The organism is Enterococcus haemoperoxidus ATCC BAA-382 (assembly GCF_000407165.1).
Lineage (GTDB): Bacteria > Bacillota > Bacilli > Lactobacillales > Enterococcaceae > Enterococcus_L > Enterococcus_L haemoperoxidus.
In genome coordinates this window covers 234,819-251,925 of sequence record NZ_KE136479.1, presented here as the reverse complement: position 1 = coordinate 251,925, position 17,107 = coordinate 234,819, and the positions used below count along the sequence as shown (strand labels likewise).

14 protein-coding genes are annotated in these 17,107 nt (G+C 35.5%); 7 read left to right on the top strand and 7 right to left on the bottom strand.

Features of this window, described 5'->3' with window-relative positions:
• Positions 1 to 23 precede the first annotated feature (23 nt).
• From I583_RS01180 to I583_RS01170, 3 genes are read left to right on the top strand one after another with little or no spacing between them, the layout of a single operon-like run.
• Positions 24 to 1,220: a M20 family metallopeptidase gene (locus I583_RS01180; RefSeq protein ID WP_010762717.1), complete on the top strand. Its 1,197-nt coding sequence runs from the start codon at positions 24 to 26 to the stop codon at positions 1,218 to 1,220.
• Between the two features lie 2 nt (positions 1,221 to 1,222).
• Positions 1,223 to 2,620 carry an MFS transporter gene (locus tag I583_RS01175; RefSeq protein ID WP_010762716.1) on the top strand — a complete coding sequence of 466 codons (1,398 nt, stop codon included), beginning with the start codon at positions 1,223 to 1,225 and terminating at the stop codon, positions 2,618 to 2,620.
• 13 nt (positions 2,621 to 2,633) lie between these two features.
• Positions 2,634 to 3,779, top strand: a complete 1,146-nt coding sequence (locus I583_RS01170; protein WP_010762715.1) for an ArgE/DapE family deacylase — start codon at positions 2,634 to 2,636, stop codon at positions 3,777 to 3,779.
• Between the two features lie 68 nt (positions 3,780 to 3,847).
• Here the strand turns inward: I583_RS01170 and I583_RS01165 are convergent, their stop codons facing one another.
• Together I583_RS01165 and cls are read right to left on the bottom strand one after the other, a co-directional pair.
• Positions 3,848 to 5,329, bottom strand: a complete 1,482-nt coding sequence (locus tag I583_RS01165; RefSeq protein WP_010762714.1) for an AcpB/EbpR/MafR family transcriptional regulator — start codon at positions 5,327 to 5,329, stop codon at positions 3,848 to 3,850.
• A 99-nt stretch (positions 5,330 to 5,428) separates the two neighbouring features.
• Positions 5,429 to 6,925, bottom strand: coding sequence for a cardiolipin synthase (gene cls, locus I583_RS01160; RefSeq protein WP_010762713.1), 1,497 nt, complete (start codon positions 6,923 to 6,925; stop codon positions 5,429 to 5,431).
• Between the two features lie 327 nt (positions 6,926 to 7,252).
• Between cls and I583_RS01155 the strand changes: the two genes are divergently transcribed.
• From I583_RS01155 to I583_RS01140, 4 genes are read left to right on the top strand one after another with little or no spacing between them, the layout of a single operon-like run.
• A complete protein-coding gene (locus tag I583_RS01155) occupies positions 7,253 to 7,462 on the top strand; it encodes a hypothetical protein (RefSeq protein WP_010762712.1) in 210 nt (69 codons plus the stop codon).
• A gap of 29 nt (positions 7,463 to 7,491) precedes the next feature.
• On the top strand, positions 7,492 to 8,631 hold the full coding sequence (locus tag I583_RS01150) for a M20/M25/M40 family metallo-hydrolase (protein WP_010762711.1): 1,140 nt from the start codon (positions 7,492 to 7,494) through the stop codon (positions 8,629 to 8,631).
• Positions 8,628 to 9,473, top strand: coding sequence for a YitT family protein (locus I583_RS01145; protein ID WP_010762710.1), 846 nt, complete (start codon positions 8,628 to 8,630; stop codon positions 9,471 to 9,473). The genes I583_RS01150 and I583_RS01145 overlap by 4 nt, the downstream gene beginning before the upstream one ends.
• Positions 9,474 to 9,507: 34 nt before the next feature.
• Positions 9,508 to 10,677 carry a hypothetical protein gene (locus tag I583_RS01140; protein WP_010762709.1) on the top strand — a complete coding sequence of 390 codons (1,170 nt, stop codon included), beginning with the start codon at positions 9,508 to 9,510 and terminating at the stop codon, positions 10,675 to 10,677.
• A gap of 187 nt (positions 10,678 to 10,864) precedes the next feature.
• Here I583_RS01140 and I583_RS01135 read toward each other — a convergent pair whose 3' ends face one another.
• The 5 genes from I583_RS01135 to I583_RS01115 all read right to left on the bottom strand — a co-directional run bounded on the left by I583_RS01135 (position 10,865) and on the right by I583_RS01115 (position 17,054).
• Positions 10,865 to 12,121 carry an MFS transporter gene (locus I583_RS01135; protein ID WP_010762708.1) on the bottom strand — a complete coding sequence of 419 codons (1,257 nt, stop codon included), beginning with the start codon at positions 12,119 to 12,121 and terminating at the stop codon, positions 10,865 to 10,867.
• 258 nt (positions 12,122 to 12,379) lie between these two features.
• Positions 12,380 to 13,711 (bottom strand): dihydrolipoyl dehydrogenase family protein, encoded by a 1,332-nt coding sequence (locus I583_RS01130; protein ID WP_010762707.1) that lies wholly within the window; start codon positions 13,709 to 13,711, stop codon positions 12,380 to 12,382.
• A 1,181-nt stretch (positions 13,712 to 14,892) separates the two neighbouring features.
• Complete coding sequence (locus I583_RS01125) at positions 14,893 to 15,402, bottom strand: MepB family protein (protein ID WP_010762706.1); 510 nt, start codon at positions 15,400 to 15,402, stop codon at positions 14,893 to 14,895.
• Between the two features lie 241 nt (positions 15,403 to 15,643).
• Positions 15,644 to 16,000, bottom strand: a complete 357-nt coding sequence (locus I583_RS01120; RefSeq protein WP_010762705.1) for a DUF7006 family protein — start codon at positions 15,998 to 16,000, stop codon at positions 15,644 to 15,646.
• A 226-nt stretch (positions 16,001 to 16,226) separates the two neighbouring features.
• Entirely contained in the window at positions 16,227 to 17,054 is an 828-nt protein-coding gene (locus I583_RS01115; RefSeq protein WP_010762704.1) for a LysR family transcriptional regulator, read from the bottom strand.
• Positions 17,055 to 17,107: the final 53 nt, after the last annotated feature.

The window sequence follows — 17,107 nt, the reverse complement described above, 5'->3', positions numbered from 1 at the left end:
TGTAATTTAAAGGAGAAGATCAAATGAACGATTTACGTACGCAATTATTTACAAAACTTCAACAAAAAGAATCAGACATGATCAAAATTCGCCGTCATTTCCATGAAAACCCTGAACTATCTTTTCATGAAACAGAAACAGCACGCTATATTGCTGATTTTTATGCAGGAAAAGATTGTACTATCCAAACAAATATTGGCGGTGGCAATGGTATTTTAGTCGATATTCATGGTGGAAAAAAAGGACCTGTTTTAGCGATTCGAGCAGATTTCGATGCTTTACCGATCCAAGAAGATACAGGACTGCCCTTCTCATCCAAAACAGCTGGTGTTATGCATGCTTGCGGACATGATGGCCATACAGCATACATGATGATCTTAGCTGATTCACTGATTGAATTAAAAGATCAATTAGCAGGAACGATTCGTGTGATTCATCAACCAGCAGAAGAAGTACCACCAGGTGGCGCTAAAGGGATGATCGAAGCTGGTTGTTTAGATGGGGTGGATCATGTTCTGGGAATTCATGTAATGAGTTTGATGCCGCTTGGCGATGTTCTTTATCATTCAGGACCCGTTCACACTGGTCGGGCAACTTTTAAAATTGTAATGCAAGGAAAAGGCGGGCATGGTTCAACACCACAAGATGCCAACGATACGATCGTAGCGGCTTCTCAATTCGTTACAGCCGTTCAAACCATCGTCAGTCGCAGAATCAATCCTTTTGACACAGCAACCGTTACGATTGGTTCATTTGACGGTAAAGGTTCGGCTAACGTTATCAAAGATTCTGTTACATTAGAAGGTGATGTACGAATCATGAAAGAAGAAACACGCGCCATCGTAGAGAAAGAATTCAAACAAATTCTAGACGGCATCTGTCGGACATTCGGCATCAGCTATGAGCTTGATTACGCCAATGATTATCCAGTTTGTGTCAATGATGCTAAAACTACTGAAATGGTTGCTAAAGCATTGACTGAAGCGCAAATTCCCGAAGTGAAGCAATTGGTCGAATGCGGACCACAAACCCCTTCTGAAGATTTTGCTTATTATGCCAAAGAACGACCAAGCTGTTTCTTTTTCGTAGGTGCGCATAAAGAAGGAACACCAATGTATCCACATCATCATCCAAAATTTTATATTGATGAAAATTGTTTATTAATTGCTGCAAAATCAATGGGTGCAGCTGTTCTACATTATTTATCTGAAGGAGTTTAATCATGAAAGCAACAACACATACAGCAGATGCTGCAACATATAAAGGGACAAACAAATTACTGATAGGCATCGTTTTAAGCGTATTAACCTATTGGTTGTTTGCCCAATCTTTACTAAATATGGCGCCAGCCGTACAAAGTGACTTAGGTGTTTCTTCTGGCGTTTTAAACATAGGAATCTCCATGACTGGTTTATTCTCTGGTATTTTTATCGTCGTAGCTGGCGGATTGGCGGATAAATTAGGCAGAATGAAATTAACATATATTGGACTTATTTTAAGTGTTATCGGTTCAGCAGCTTTGGTGGTTGCACACGGACCTATATTATTTGTGGGTGGTCGCATCTTACAAGGATTATCAGCTGCGTGTATCATGCCTGCAACGATGGCGCTAGTCAAAACATATTATGAAGGCAAAGATCGTCAACGAGCGCTAAGTTATTGGTCGATCGGTTCTTGGGGTGGTTCTGGTTTATGTTCATTCTTTGGCGGAGCCATTGCTAGTTCTTTAGGCTGGCGTTATGTCTTTATTTTTTCGATTATTGTTTCAATTTGTAGTGCATTATTGATTTTTGGTACACCTGAAAGTAAGGTTACTAGCGATAGTAATAGTAAATTCGATTCAATTGGGTTGCTTTTATTTATCGTTTCAATGGTTGCTTTAAACGTAGTTGTTTCGAAAGGCTCTGAACTCGGCTGGACAAGTCCGATCGTGCTTATTTTAGCCGTAGTCGTTATCATAGGGCTGATTGCTTTTTATAAAGTGGAACAAGCAATCGATAATAGTTTTGTTGAGTTTGCTTTATTTGAAAACCGCGGTTATCTTGGTGCAACGATTTCTAATTTCTTATTGAATGCTGTTGCAGGTACTTTGATTGTTATCAATACCTATGTTCAACAAGGCCGAGGCCTTTCTTCTGCTAAAACGGGTATGTTATCGATTGGTTACTTGTGTCTAGTTTTGATCACGATTCGAATCGGCGAAAAATTATTGCAAACAATCGGAGCGAAAAAACCAATGTTATGGGGAACGATTCTTTCCGGCACGGGTGTTGGTTTGATGGCGTTAACCATGATTACTGGCACTGCCTATTTCGTATTAGTTTTTATTGGCTATAGTTTATTTGGAATGGGACTTGGCATGTATGCAACACCTTCTACAGATACAGCGATTTCCAGTGTGCCAAATGAAAAAGCCGGAGTGGCTTCTGGTATTTACAAAATGGCCAGTTCTCTTGGAGGAGCATTAGGTGTTGCGATTTCTGCTGCGGTTTACAATGGATTTAGTGCTGGTGGTAATTATACACAAGGTGCAACATTTGGCTTACTGACAAATATTCTTTTCTGTGTTTTAGCCTTAGGTTCAATCGTATTTATTATTCCAAAAGAAAAACAAGTATAAGGAGAGAGCATTCATGGATAATCAAGAAGCATTACAATTATTAAAAGAAGTTGTTCAAATCAAAAGTATTTTAGGACAAGAAAAATTAGTTGCAGATAAACTGCAGGTTCTTTTTGAAAAGTATGACATCCCTTGTGAACAAGTAGAATATAGCGAAGGACGAAATCAATTAGTTGCGACTCTAAAAGGTACTGAAGCAGGACCTGTCCTAGGTTTTTCTGGTCATATGGATGTGGTTCCTGTGGGAGAAATCGCTTGGGATGAAGATCCTTTTGCAGCAATTGAAAAAGACGGTTTACTTTATGGACGTGGAACTTGTGATATGAAATCAGGCTTGATTGCAGCCGTTGTTGCGATGATTCGTTTAAAAGAAGCTGGTTCAAACTTTAAAGGAACCATCAAACTTTTAGCTACTGTAGGAGAGGAAACAAGCGCTATCGGTTCTGGTCAATTAGTTGATAAAGGCTATGCAGATGATTTAGACGCCTTAGTGATTGGTGAACCTACAAATGTCGAGATTGGTGTGGCTCATAAAGGCGCCTTATGGCCACGTATCACAACTTACGGGAAAACAGCTCACGGCTCAATGCCAGATCAAGGAGTAAATGCAATCGAGCATATGCTTTTAGTCTTAAATGCCTTTAAAGAAACCTTTGATTTTTCTCAATCTGTAGACGAATTAGTGGGGGCTTCGACTTCCAGTTTAGATATTATCAACGGCGGTAATGGAACCAATGTCGTTCCCGATAAATGTACAGTAGAAATCGACATCCGAACAATCAAAGCGCAAAATCATTCAGAGTTAAAAAAACAATTTAGCGATATGCTGGATAAATTAACAGCAACCGTCCCTGATTTTAAAGCAGAAATCGAGTTCATCAATGATTTACCTTCAATGAAAACTGAACTTGACGATCCATTTACTGTATTAACTCAAAAAGTTGTTTCTGACGTTACTGGTAAAGCAACGAATACGTTCGGTATGACAGGCTATACTGATGGCTCTCAATTTGAGCGTGTAAAAAAAGAGTTCCCCATTTTAATTTTAGGACCTGGTGAAACTAAATATGCGCATCAGCCAAATGAATTCGTGAACATCAATGACTTTTACCAAATGATCACGATCAATGAAAACATTGCAAAAGAATTTTTAAACTAAACAATAGAAAAAGCCGAAATGAACAGACTAAAGTTCATTTCGGCTTTTTCTATTGTTTCGGATTCTACTCAAAGCTCAAATAACTTTTTCGTCAGTCTCTCCAACTCACCTGTTGCAGGAAACTGCGAAACCTTAATACTTAAACAGCCTTCAATTGGTACTAGCATCACATGGTTATAAATAATCACGTCAATTCCTTCTCTTTTTATATACTCTTCAGTAATCTTTTCATTAAAAACCCAGATAACATCAAAATTACCAGGAATTCTTTTCTTTAAAATAGCAATCAAATGCTGAACATAACAGGCTTCACCCGAAATGCTTAAAAGAATTTTTTTATTATTTTCAATTGTCGTATCAATTAAATAGGAACTAAGCAGCAAACTCAAATTCGTTGCTACATCTTCCGGATATACTAATCGCGCATCATGAGCTAATTTGACTTGTTTTAATTTTACCAAACACGCTTGGTAAATCGTCGGAAATTCGCTTTTAGCGTACTGATTCAGCTCAAATGAGTTTCTTTGAAATAACGATGTAACTCTAGATAGCAAGCTAAGATTTTCTAAAAATGAATTCAAGCAATGATACATTTCTTTTCTTCTTGTAGGATCCAAAGGAATGCTTTCACCAAAATCAAAGAGCGTATTATACTGATTGTCGTAATTGGATTTCCGTGTCAGATTGATTGAGTAAATTTCCCCTTCTGGAGGTAAATAAATGACAGTTGCTAAGGTTGTGATATAAGCATAGATATGTTCTTCATAAGGGAGGTTTTCTATTGAAAAATACTTTTTCATCAATTGATCATAGATTTCAGAAAACACTTCAAAACGATCTGTCATCTCATATTTCTTATTTGCTTCTTGCTTTTTAGGGATGTACAAATGCTTGCCGACTCTTTGCAAAATAACATGGTGCCACATTTTTGCCCGATTAGCATCCAGTGTCAACACTCGTTGATATTTTTTTAGAAAGGCTTCTTGAAATTCATAATAAAACTTTTGAACCATTTCATCTAATTGAACATCTTCGTCTCTCCAACCACGTTGACTCGTATAATCAAAATACAAATACCGAATATCTGCTTCTTCTCCAATCAGAGCTAGAAATGGCGATAATTGTAAGGTTAAATTGTATCGCTCTAACACCTCAGTTAGATGAGGTAAATAGCGTCTTAAGGTTCGTTCTGATAGCCAAATCCGTTCACACCAAGTTTCAATTGAATATTCTTCCCCGTCCAACAGAGCGCTCAACAAAGTAAAAAGCGGCTGTTGATCGATAATATCCGATAAAATCTCTTCAATCGTGTAGGTGCTATCTCTATTAAAGATAATGGTTTCTTTTTTTACTTGTACAAATCCATCAATCACCGGATTGTATTCTTGTAATAGAGCGATATCACTTTTTAGCGTCTTTTTTGTCACACCTAAGTTGGTTGCCACATCTTCCATTGTTAGTAAATCAGAGGTATCCGCTAAAAAATAAATTAGATTGATCAATCGAATTGCTTTTTTATCTGTTACTAAATCTATATACAATTTCCGCATGTTTTTCCCCCTTGGATGTGCCGTTATTTCCCATTAAAAGCCTTTATATTAGTATAGCACGAGCCCTTTCAAAACACGCCTGATTTGATTTTTTCAGTTTTATAAAAGGGGTGCAAAAAGACCACATATTTTACCTTTGATTTTTTTCCAGGTACTTCTTTGTGCTAAATCTTGAGCGGTGATCCGTTTTGCATTGGTTCGATCCGTTTTGAAATCATCGGCTAATTTTTGAATTGCTTGGCCAGAATATAAAATAGCCGACACTTCATGATTGATATCAAAGCTACGAATATCAAAATTTGTCGAACCAATCGTTGCAACTTGTGCATCAATAATCATTACTTTGCAGTGTAAAAAAGCGGTATCATCGTATTTGTAAACATGAATTCCAGCACTAATTAAATCTTCCAAATAAAAGTCATTTCCATAATAAGAAAGTTTTCTGTCTCCTTTTCCCGGAATGATGATTTCCACACTCACACCATTACGAGCAACTCTTCTTAATAACGCCAATAATTCATCATCAGGAACAAAGTACGGACTGGCAATAGAAATTTTTTCTTTCGCTGAATCGATCAAATTAAACAAAACATCGCGAACCAATCGTTCTTGATCATAAGGACCACCGTATATCACTTGACCTTCATCGCTACCTACCTCAACTGTAGGGAAATAACTTTCCAGCATAAACTCACTAGCACTTCCAGCACTATTTTTCATATATAGCCAATCATAGAGAAAACTTTCTTGTAACTGTGTTACTAAAGGACCTTTTATTTGCAAATGTGTATCGCGCCAATGAGAAAATTTTGGGGTTATACCTAAATATTCATTTCCGATATTTAAACCACCCACAAACCCAAGCGTTCCATCAATGACGATCACTTTTCTATGATTGCGCCAATTTGCCCTAGCAATATGGTAAAACGATTGGATCGGATTAAAAATTTCTACCTCTATCTGTGCTGCTTTTAAAGAATCAAGATATTCATCCGATAACTTCACTGAACCTAACCCATCCACACCAAAACGAACCTTGATCCCTTCGGAAGCTTTCTTTATCAAAATTCTTCTGAGCTTATCTGCAAGTTCATCCTCTTTGATTATGAAATAAAACAAATGGATATGATGTTTAGCTTCGTGCAATGCTGCAAAAATAGCAGAAAAGGTCTCTTCACCATCTGTCAGCACTCCAAATTGATTACCTCCTACTACCGATTTTTTCGATAAGCGCTCATTTTTGTCTTCCAAACGACTCAAGGGTTTCAAAGGCTTTGTATTTACGTTTTGAACATAGCGAATCAGTCTATCCTGCTCTCGCCTTTGAACGGCATTACTTTTCAAATTACTGCGCCCAAAGAACAGATATAAAAATAGACCAACGACTGGAATAAAATATAACGTCAGCACCCATGCTACTTTGACGCTCGTAACATCTTTGCGTCTAAAAACAATGTACATACTTAATAAAATAGAAATCAGTTCAAAAAATGAAAATATAATCCAAATAAATTGTGGTAAAAAAATAAAAATCAATAAAAATGTGATTATAGTAACAAACAAAACCATACTAAATTGGCGTAACGTCTGATTCATATTTATCCTCCTTAAAATAACTAAAGTTTTTTTATAAAACTACTATAACAACTGTAGATTTATTTTTATAAAAAACTTGTTTATTCATTATAATAACGGATAAAAATCTAATAATACAGGCATTTTTTTCACTTTAAAGGAAAACATTGCCGGATAAAACGAACTATTCTAGCTAAGCCCTTGTCCCTATTGACTTATGCTTAAAATAAAACACAATAATGACAGAAAATGTCATTTCAGTCCTTTTTTTGCCATTCATTTTAGGAACTCTACATGTTAAATTTGTGACATAGAAAACAAGTAAGTTGGAATGGATGGTGATGAATCATGAAAATCGAGCAGTACTTTTCTTATGGATACCTTTTTGAAACCAAATTATTGAACAAACATGGCGAATCGATCACAAAGCAATTTGTTTCAATGGAGCCTAATGAAGAAATCGCCATGGAAAAAATTATTTCTCATATCTCTTTGTTGCAAGATTTTAAATTGCATCAAATCAAACTCGTCGATGAAGTCTGGATGGTCACTGAATAAATAATCATTAACAAGAAAGGATGTTTTATATGAATAAGCAAAGATTAGTTGATACATTTACTGAGTTGGTAAAAGTCGCTTCTGTTTCACGTCAAGAAGGGGAATTTGTACGATTATTAAGTACCAAATTAACTTCATTAGGGTTGACCGTCATAGAAGATGATTCAATGGAAACAACACAACTTGGCTCAAACAATTTGATTGCCAAATACACTGGAAATTTAGCGAAGGAGCCAATCTTCTTCTCGTGTCATGTTGATACTGTAGAACCAGGTGAAGGCATTGAAGTAGTTGAAAAAAACGATATTCTTTATTCGAAAGGTGAAACAATTTTAGCCGCAGATAATAAAGCGGGTATTGCGATTCTTTTAGAAATGATGGAAACGATTTTGGATAACAATATCGAAACAGGACCGATTGAGCTCGTCTTTTCTCCTGGGGAAGAAATTGGTTTGATTGGTGCAGCCGCATTGGACATGTCATTGATCGACTCAACATTTGGCTATGTATTTGATAATTCTGGGGCCGCTGGTAATGGGATCGTAGCTAGTCCTTTCCTCTATATGTTTGATATTGACGTTACAGGAAAAGCGGCTCATGCTGGTTTAGAACCAGAGAAGGGCATTTCAGCCTTTTCGATCGCTCAAACGGCCTTAGAAGGAATTCCGTTTGGTAGACTTGATGAGCATACTACTTCAAATATCGGAAAAATTTCCGGTGGCGCAGGAGTTAATGTTGTAATGGAACATTTGATGATACAAGGGGAAGTACGATCTATCTCGAATGAAAAAGCGCGTGACTTTCTTGCTACATTAGAACAAGCATTCAAAAATGCTATTAGCTTACACGGCGGTGACTTCACTCTTTCGGTGGATCAAAAAGCGACTGGTTTTCATTTAGCTGACGATTCTGCCCCTGTTAGAATCGCTAAAGCGGCAACAACTAAAATCGGCAGAACCTTTATACCTGAAATTAGTGGTGGCGGCAGTGACGCTAATATCTTTAATGCTCAAGGTAAACCAACATTGAATTTATCGATTGGATATGAAGACATCCATACAGTCAATGAATATATCCCAATTGATGAAATGCTAAAGTCAGTTGAATTAGCTTTGGCTATCGTCAATGAAATGCCAGACAGCACCATTTCAAGCAGGTCAGTAAAATGACTGCGCTACGTAAAGGTCAAAATATCTTGCTAATCATATTAGCTGTCCTACTATTGAGTATCTCTATTAATATGTTTTTAGGTCCTCATCAGATAGCGGCAGGTGGGGTAAGTGGATTAGGTATTTTGGCAGAAGCGGCCTTTTCGATTGATCGGTCGATCGTTGTTTTGGTTTTAAATTGTTTGATGTTGCTTTTAACGATCTTCTTTTTAGGTAAAAAAGTTTTCTTCAATACACTGATCGGTAGTTTATTGTTTCCATTCTTTTTAGCAATCGTCCCTGAAATCATGGTCACCTCAGATCGTTTGCTTTCTGTTCTTTTCGGCAGTGCAATTTTTGGGATCGGTGTTGCGATTCTTTATAAAATCGGCGCCTCTAGCGGAGGAACAACGATTCCACCACTTATTTTACAAAAATATTGGCACATCAATACATCAACCGGCCTCTTAGTAACAGATGCTTTTATCGTTTTACTGAATGTTTTTATCTTTGGTGTTGAATCGTTTCTATATGCGATATTGTCGATCATCATTACGTCTATTGTCATGACCTATATTGAAACAGGCGTAAAACGAAGAAAATCTATTTTGATTTTCAGTCAGGATAAAACATCTGAAATCAAACAGGAACTACTTCGGACAGTTAATCGCGGTGTGACTCTTTTCAACGTTACCGGTGGCAAAACGGAGCAGGAAAATCAAATGTTGATGATCGTCAGTTCAAATAATGAGTACCCTACAGTCATGCGAATTATCGACCAGATCGATCCCACTTCGTTTGTGATTGTTTCAAATGTTGCTGAGGTTCACGGGTTAGGATTTACTTACCATCCTATTCAATAAAAAATAGCCACTTAGAAAAAGGAGAGCGAAAATTATGAATTCTGTGTTAGCTTTTACGATTATTATGCTTGTTTGGACGGTTAGTGATTATATTTCTAAAAAAACCAAGTCGCTCTTGTCAACCTTATTGATTGCCTCATTGATCTTCTTGATTGGTTTTAAAACAAACTTATTTCCAGAGGATCTATTACCTAGTTCTTCGTTACTCGCTTTAGGAACAACTGTTGTTGGGTTTATTTTAGTCCACCTGGGAACAACAATCAGTTTAAAAGAATTTAAACAACAATGGCGAACTTTCTTGATTGGAGTAGCCGCAACTCTTGGGATTGTTGCAGCATTATTATTAGTTGGTCCATTATTCGAAGATCAAAGTTATGCAATTGCTGCAATCGGGGCGATTTCTGGCGGTACAATTTCAATCATCATGGTTCAAGATGCCGCAATCGCTGCAGGTTTATTGTCTGTTGCTGTTTTACCTGTTTTGATTTCAGCCTTTCAAGGGTTGATTGGTTTTCCATTGACTTCTTTAATTTTAAGAAAAGAAGCCAACCGTCTACATCAAGAATACCAAGAAAATCCTGATGCTTTTGCTAAAGCTGAAAAAGTAGAAGAAAAAGAACAAAAAAAGACACGTTTACCAGAACTTTTCCATACAACAGCAGGGACACTATTTGTTGTTGGAGTAACTGTTTTACTTGCTACTTTTGTTAATAATCTAACGAATGGCATGATCAACACATTCATTCTCTGCTTATTGTTTGGGATTGCTTTAAGAGAGTTAAATATTTTTAAGCCAAATATCTTGAATGGGATTGATGCGTATGGATTGATGATGTTAGCTATTTTGATTATTATCTTTGGTCCTTTAGCAACGATTTCTATACATGATTTGATCGAATTGATTTTACCTTTGACGCTTTCGTTTTTAGTCGGTGTAACCGGAAATGTATTGTTTGCGGCGATTGCCGGCAAGTTTCTTGGCTATAGTTTATCTATGTCGATTGCGATCGGTTTAACTTCATTATATGGTTTCCCTGGAACAATGATTTTGAGTCAGGAAGCAGCGAAAAGTATCAACGGCACACCTGAAGAAATTGCTCTGATCGAAGGACAAATTCTACCAAAGATGGTTATCGCTGGTTTTTCTACCGTAACGATCACATCTGTTTTCATTACAGGGATTTTAGTCAATTTGATTGGGTAACATAAAAGAGGCCGAGACAAAAGCGTTTAGCTCCGAGAAATAAGAGGAAATTCACGAAAATTGCTTTTCAAATTTTTGTGAATTTCAGCTTATTTCCGAAGGAGCTGCTTTTTTCTCGCCGTTTATTCGGATTTAGAGCGCGAAACAAAACTGTTCTTTAGTTTTGTCCCACGCTTTTTTAGATTTATCACTCAACGATTCCTTTTAACTCAATCATTTCTTTATCGTGTTCTTTCCACTCACTCGTTACTTTTTTATAGCGGTACCGAATGATTATTGCAGCAACAAAACCAATCGCAGTCAGAACAATGTTTAATCCAAAAATCAGTGAAACATTGATTTTTTCAAGTTGCCCTGTTATATAAGGGATGATCATCACAGACACAGAGGTCGCAATCGAATAATAGCTAGTGATTCGTCCCTTCCCTTTTGAAAATAGCTCTAGCAATACAGCCAGTCCCAACTGCCAGATTCCTCCTGCTGCAAAAACGCCGATACCGATCGAGCCAATCAAAAACATCGGTACACTTGGAAACAGTGTCATGCCAACCAGTAAGAATAATGAAATTAGCGTACACCAGACTAATAACAACGTTGGTGCAACTCCACGTTTTACAATCAATGACGTTAAAAATACAGATGCAAATGAACCAATACTATATGCACTAACTAAAACCAAACTATTTGAATGGTTCATAAGATTTAATGATTCTGCAAAAGATGGAACCCACAAAATAAAAATATTGAACGTAGATACACAAGTAAAGCTAAACACTAATAATGCTAATCCTTCTACTTTAAACAACGGTTGTTTTTTCTTAGCATCTACTTCTTCTTTGATCATTTGCGGTATGCTCACATCTATTTCTGCTCTTTCTGGAAATCCCAGTTTAGAAATATACAACAAATTAAGAAATAAACCTACAGCACATCCAATGAAAACAAGTCCAAAATAAATTCCATGATTCAACATAAATCGTGTTAGCAATGGTAAGATAAACTGCCCTAAAGAAATAAACGCTTTGTTCAGCACACTAAGAGAACTATTGTCTTTTTCATTTGGATAAGCTTCCATCAAGGTTGGATAAGTGCTTGTGTCCAAAAAGGCATTACTAAACCCAGCAAACAAGGCAAAAAAGAGACCTTGTAAATAATTTTGACTGATTAAGATTCCAAGGAAAAAAATCAAATAACTGATGATCCCTAACTGTACTGTTTTTTTACGTCCAAATTTATCCGAAAAATAACCAGCAAAATACAAAATCAGCACGCGTCCCAAACCGATACCGCTAATAACTAAAGTTACTTGTTGCACAGTTGCCTGCCAACTATCCATCAAAGCATTAAGATTTTGGGATAAAATAATTGCTGCCATACCCTGAAAAATAAAATTTGTATATAATGATCCGATCAAAGGGGTGTAATTTTTTTTGGTTGTTTCCATTGCCATTCTCCTAGCTGTTTAAAATTAACTTTGTTCAGTTTTTCACTATCTATATTTTAAAAAGAATCGTCTATAATATCTAATGCTTTATTTTTATGTAATTGATAAATACTATTTATCAATTACTTTCCTCTAAAGTGTAAGTAATTATCCTATTATTACTTACACTTAGCTGCAAGTCAACGTTTAATTTCTTCTATAAATAAATAATTAAATAAGCTGTAAACGAAATGTTATAAATTTCGTTTACAGCTTATTTTAATATAGATAACTTAAATCACTAGAAACCGTTGGATAAAGCATAATCATGTCATTGACTTTATCAGCTGGCAATTTTTGGTTGATCATCAGAGTAAACAGATTGATCAGCTGATCGGCCTCATTCCCTAAGACTGTTGCACCAACTAATAGACCTGTTGCTTTTTCAGTCACAATTTTAGCTTTTACTAAAGGCTCATTAAGACGCTTGTAAGTAAACCATTGAGTTAAATCTAAATCTTGCACTTTATATTTTTTATCCTCTAAAGTTGCTTGATCTGTTAAACCAACTTGCGCTAGTTTAGGCGAACTAAAAATAATGGTTGGCAGTGCAGGATATTTAATGGTTTCTTGCGACTTTCCGCTAAGACATTTTGCAAGATAGCTGCCTTCAAAACTAGAAACAGGCGTTAACTTGGGTTTATTTTTGTCTAAGCAATCTCCTAATGCGTAAATTGTTTCTACAGTTGTTTGCAAATACTCATTTACGCTAATGCCTTTATGGGTAAAGTCGACACCTATTTTTTCTAAGTTTAAGCCTTCCACATTAGGAATCCGACCTGTTGCGCAAAAGACACGATCAACCACTAATGTTCCCTGACTGGTTAGGGCTACTTCAAATTGTGTACCTTTCTTGACAATCGTTTCAGCCGAGTCATTAAAATGAAAATGAATTCCACGGAGCTTAAGATTTTCGATCAACTCTTTTGTCAACGCCTCATCAAATCCTTTTAAAGGTCGTTCATTATGATGCAGTAAATGTACCTCACTGCCACAACTATTAGCAATATTAGCAAGTTCTAGAGAAATATATCCTCCACCAACGAAGGCTATTTTTTTAGGTAACTCTTTCATATTTAAAAAATCAGTACTCGTACCAAAATTTTCTTTTCCTGGAATATCTAAAATAGCGGATCGCTGTCCTGTCGCTAAAATAAATTTGTCAGCCTGATAATTTTTATTTTCTACTGTGATCGTATGTTTATCGTTAAAACGAGCAAATCCAGTGATTGTTCGAATCCCTGCATTTGCTAATCCCGTTTTTTGTTCAACAGGTACCGACTGGGTAAAAGTCTCCTTGAACGCCATCAGATCGCTCCAATTAACTTCTGGTATCACATCAAAACCACTACCTTTTAATTGGCTAAGCATATCCTTAGCCTCAACTGCTCCATAAAGAACTTTTTTTGGATCACAACCGCGATTAGGACACGTGCCGCCCCATAAATCAGCTTCTACTACAGCAATTTTTTCCCCAGCAGCAGCTAAATCGTAAGCTGCCGCCATACCGCCAGGTCCGCTTCCTATAATAATTACATCAAAATGTTCCATTGTAGCATCCTCCTTTATTTCTTAACTTATTTAAGTTGCATCAACAAAGAAACTAATACAAACAGTACAACACAGATTAATTATATCAAGGGATCACGGAAAGTGCATATGATAGGGTTTCTTATATAAAGTTATATTTTTAGATCTTCACAGGAATCTGCGTTGTTTCATAGCGGATACAACAAGAGGATGGGACAGAACTGTTTAATCCTGAGAACCAAGTAATTACTGTGCAACATCAGTTCATTATATTCATTGTGTTTTACAGCAATTTCAGCTTATTTTCGAAGAAATTACTTTTGCACCCATCGTTTATTCTCACTCACTTTTCACTTATATTAATCGACCCAGCATATTGAGATAGTGATTTCACTTTGTTAAGCATTTGGATATTCATTACACCCGACAGCGCTATTATCATACTTGGCTTTATTTTTAAATTCCTTTTTGTGTTTCTTCTATTTATATACCTCTCATGATATATTTATTTTATTTTTTGATATATATATTTTCCGTACATATTTAAAACAATTTAACAATTCACGTAATTTTTTTCCAACCCTTTATTGACCCTAAAAGGGTTTTCCTATAAAATGGATGTTAGATAGAAACGAATAGGATAAAAAAAAGCACTTCATGATTTAGCTACCAACTAAATCACGAAGCCCTGAACAGTCAGTGAACACCTGACCAATCAAGTTGCTTAAGCCAATATTTATACATTGACATATTCCATTTTACTCAATTTTGACAGAAATTTCTAGAGGTTTATACTAGTTTTTTTCTGACTTGGAAATGTTTATGCTTATTTATTGAACTTACAATGGCGTTGGATGTGTGTCCAACGCCATTTTTTTATGTATTCGTTTCTATCATGAAGGAACGCTTGCTTACTTTTTAAATCATAACATATAACTGTCAACCAACCATTGACTATATTAAAAGCTGATCCCAACCAGTCTTTTACCCATTCTCCTGGATGATTTAGGGAGTAAGCAGCGATTCTTAAAAAATAATAGTCACATTACTACTCCCAAGTATTCATTAAGAAAACACAATGATCAAAAATCAACACAACCTTTTTCAATACTTCCTTTTATATGAATATCATTGTTTGTATTTTCTTTATTGATGACTATTAGGACTAGGAATAAGCTTGATTGCTTATTTCTAGTCTATTTTTATTTCGATAACAAATCAGCTTGCTTAAAATAAAGCATTTCTAGTTTTTCCAAATCAAGTTCATCAGTTAGATCAATAAAAAATGGCCTTTGCCAGTTTTGTGTGGCCGTAGCTGTTTTGTTCAACGCCTGAATCCAGTCAGGATATACTCGTAGTGCCATCTTTCCTCTTACTTCTCCATGTCTTAAAATCCCATTTTTTATTAGAACTTTTTTAGGGAACACAAATTGCCCGCTTTTTTCTTGATCCAATACAGTGATGACTAATTTATCAGGTGCTGTTGTAGAATGATAAGGTTGATTGTTACGCTCAGTATCCTTTTCCCAAAAAGAAACGAAATAGCCTATTTTTTTCGGTGTTCTTTTTGCTTTTCTACTTCTAAATGTTTGTTTTCCTAGCGAAAAAGTAGCTCCTTCATACTCTTTATTTTGCTCTTCAATTTGAAAATCTTCTAACGGTAAATCGCTTATTTTACTTACTAGTTTTGTTAGATAATCCAATGACTCCATTATTAAGTTCCTTTCTGATAGACTTCTATTTTATTGTATCACGTAAAATTTATAGAAATAAAGCCTTTGACATAAAAAAAAAGCATCAACTCGATATCATTGCATAAAATAAACACGACTAGCATCGCTCTCTAGTCGTGTTTATTTTATAGATCAATCCTAATAATTGTCTTAATTTTTTCTGAAGTAAGGAGTTTTTTGCTATTTTCATTGAGTATCTATGTAGTTATTACTTTACAGATCAATGAATTCTTTGAGAAATAGACCACGTTTCATATTCTGGCATATCAAAAATGTACTTTTCTCTATGTGTCTTCTTGTATTCTTGCTCAATCAGTTGGATGGTATCACCTGCCGAGTCATTTTCTAAGGCATACCCATTAAAAATATAAAAAATGACCAAGGTACATTTTTCGTCAATAGCCATCAATTTTGGTAAAATTGACGCTAACGTTGTTGCATTTATCTTATTGACTAGTTGATTGGCTTCTTCTGCTAAATCATGATAATAATCGATATACTCTTGGTCAATATTGATTGTTTGATCTACTGTTTCGATATACTCTTTTAGCTCCACATTCCATAAAAATGCTTCCATATTATTCCCTCCCGTCCTATATCCCATAGTTACTCTAATCATCTTTCCTGCCAAAACGTAAAATGAAAAACGCTATAAAAGCAATTTAGTTCTGTTATTATTGTCACTATTAATTTATCTTCTATTAAGATAGCACAAGCTACCTATTTTTTTCCATTAAAATGTCTATTTTATTAACATATTTAAAATATATTCTATTTTTTTTCCATTTTTTATCAATTTTAAGTCATTGCACTTTATTTTGCTGATAGTATTGACTGATATACTTTTCAATTGCTCGTAATTGAAAAGATTCAATATGTTGTCTCTTGATAAAATAAAACTTCCTCTGATAGTCTTGGTTCAATGAACGCCATTTTATTTTTTCATTCAACGCTCTCTTTGATATGATTGATTGTCCTATCCCTTGTTCCAAGCATCTGACGATCATTTCATTATTTTTGATTATCATTTTCTGAGGAGTTAAATTATGTTCTAAAAAGTATCGCTCGGTATAATGAAAAACACCAGAATTATTTTCACGAACCAACCATAGCCCTTGAGAAAAATCACCTGCATGAACTAGTTCATCCGATAAAATCTCTTGCCGTATAATGGCATCTGTTATCAACGGTTTTTCAATAAACCCAAAATGTGCTTGATGCTTTTCGATACTATCCAACACTTGTTCAGAATTATCCATATCTAAAATGAATGAAACCTCAGGAAATTCTCTAATTAATTGTTCCATTAATTCTGGGAGATAATACACTGCAAACGTATTTGAAGCAATAATTTTGCATGTTTCTTTTGGAATTGTTTGGATCCGCAACGCATGTAGTGTATCTTCCCAATCATCTGATAAATTAAGCAAATGATGATATAAAATATCAGCTTGTTTCGTCGTAATAAATTCTTGCCGTCCATTACGAACAAATAGCTGAATATCAAGTTCTTCTTCCAACTGCTTGATTTGATTAGAAACGGCCGGTTGTGAAATATATAAAAGTTCCGCCGCTTTTGAAAAGTTTCTTGTTTCATAAACAGCACGAAATGTTTTCAGTAGTTTAAACATAGAGACCCCTTCCATTCACTTTCGTTATAGATATCATTTTAACTATTTATTTC

Coding starts and splice junctions, on each gene's coding strand:
- I583_RS01180 (WP_010762717.1), top strand. CDS start 24: ATGAACGATTTACGTACGCAATTATTTACAAAACTTCAACAAAAAGAA.
- I583_RS01175 (WP_010762716.1), top strand. CDS start 1,223: ATGAAAGCAACAACACATACAGCAGATGCTGCAACATATAAAGGGACA.
- I583_RS01170 (WP_010762715.1), top strand. CDS start 2,634: ATGGATAATCAAGAAGCATTACAATTATTAAAAGAAGTTGTTCAAATC.
- I583_RS01165 (WP_010762714.1), bottom strand. CDS start 5,329: ATGCGGAAATTGTATATAGATTTAGTAACAGATAAAAAAGCAATTCGA.
- cls (WP_010762713.1), bottom strand. CDS start 6,925: ATGAATCAGACGTTACGCCAATTTAGTATGGTTTTGTTTGTTACTATA.
- I583_RS01155 (WP_010762712.1), top strand. CDS start 7,253: ATGAAAATCGAGCAGTACTTTTCTTATGGATACCTTTTTGAAACCAAA.
- I583_RS01150 (WP_010762711.1), top strand. CDS start 7,492: ATGAATAAGCAAAGATTAGTTGATACATTTACTGAGTTGGTAAAAGTC.
- I583_RS01145 (WP_010762710.1), top strand. CDS start 8,628: ATGACTGCGCTACGTAAAGGTCAAAATATCTTGCTAATCATATTAGCT.
- I583_RS01140 (WP_010762709.1), top strand. CDS start 9,508: ATGAATTCTGTGTTAGCTTTTACGATTATTATGCTTGTTTGGACGGTT.
- I583_RS01135 (WP_010762708.1), bottom strand. CDS start 12,121: ATGGAAACAACCAAAAAAAATTACACCCCTTTGATCGGATCATTATAT.
- I583_RS01130 (WP_010762707.1), bottom strand. CDS start 13,711: ATGGAACATTTTGATGTAATTATTATAGGAAGCGGACCTGGCGGTATG.
- I583_RS01125 (WP_010762706.1), bottom strand. CDS start 15,402: ATGGAGTCATTGGATTATCTAACAAAACTAGTAAGTAAAATAAGCGAT.
- I583_RS01120 (WP_010762705.1), bottom strand. CDS start 16,000: ATGGAAGCATTTTTATGGAATGTGGAGCTAAAAGAGTATATCGAAACA.
- I583_RS01115 (WP_010762704.1), bottom strand. CDS start 17,054: ATGTTTAAACTACTGAAAACATTTCGTGCTGTTTATGAAACAAGAAAC.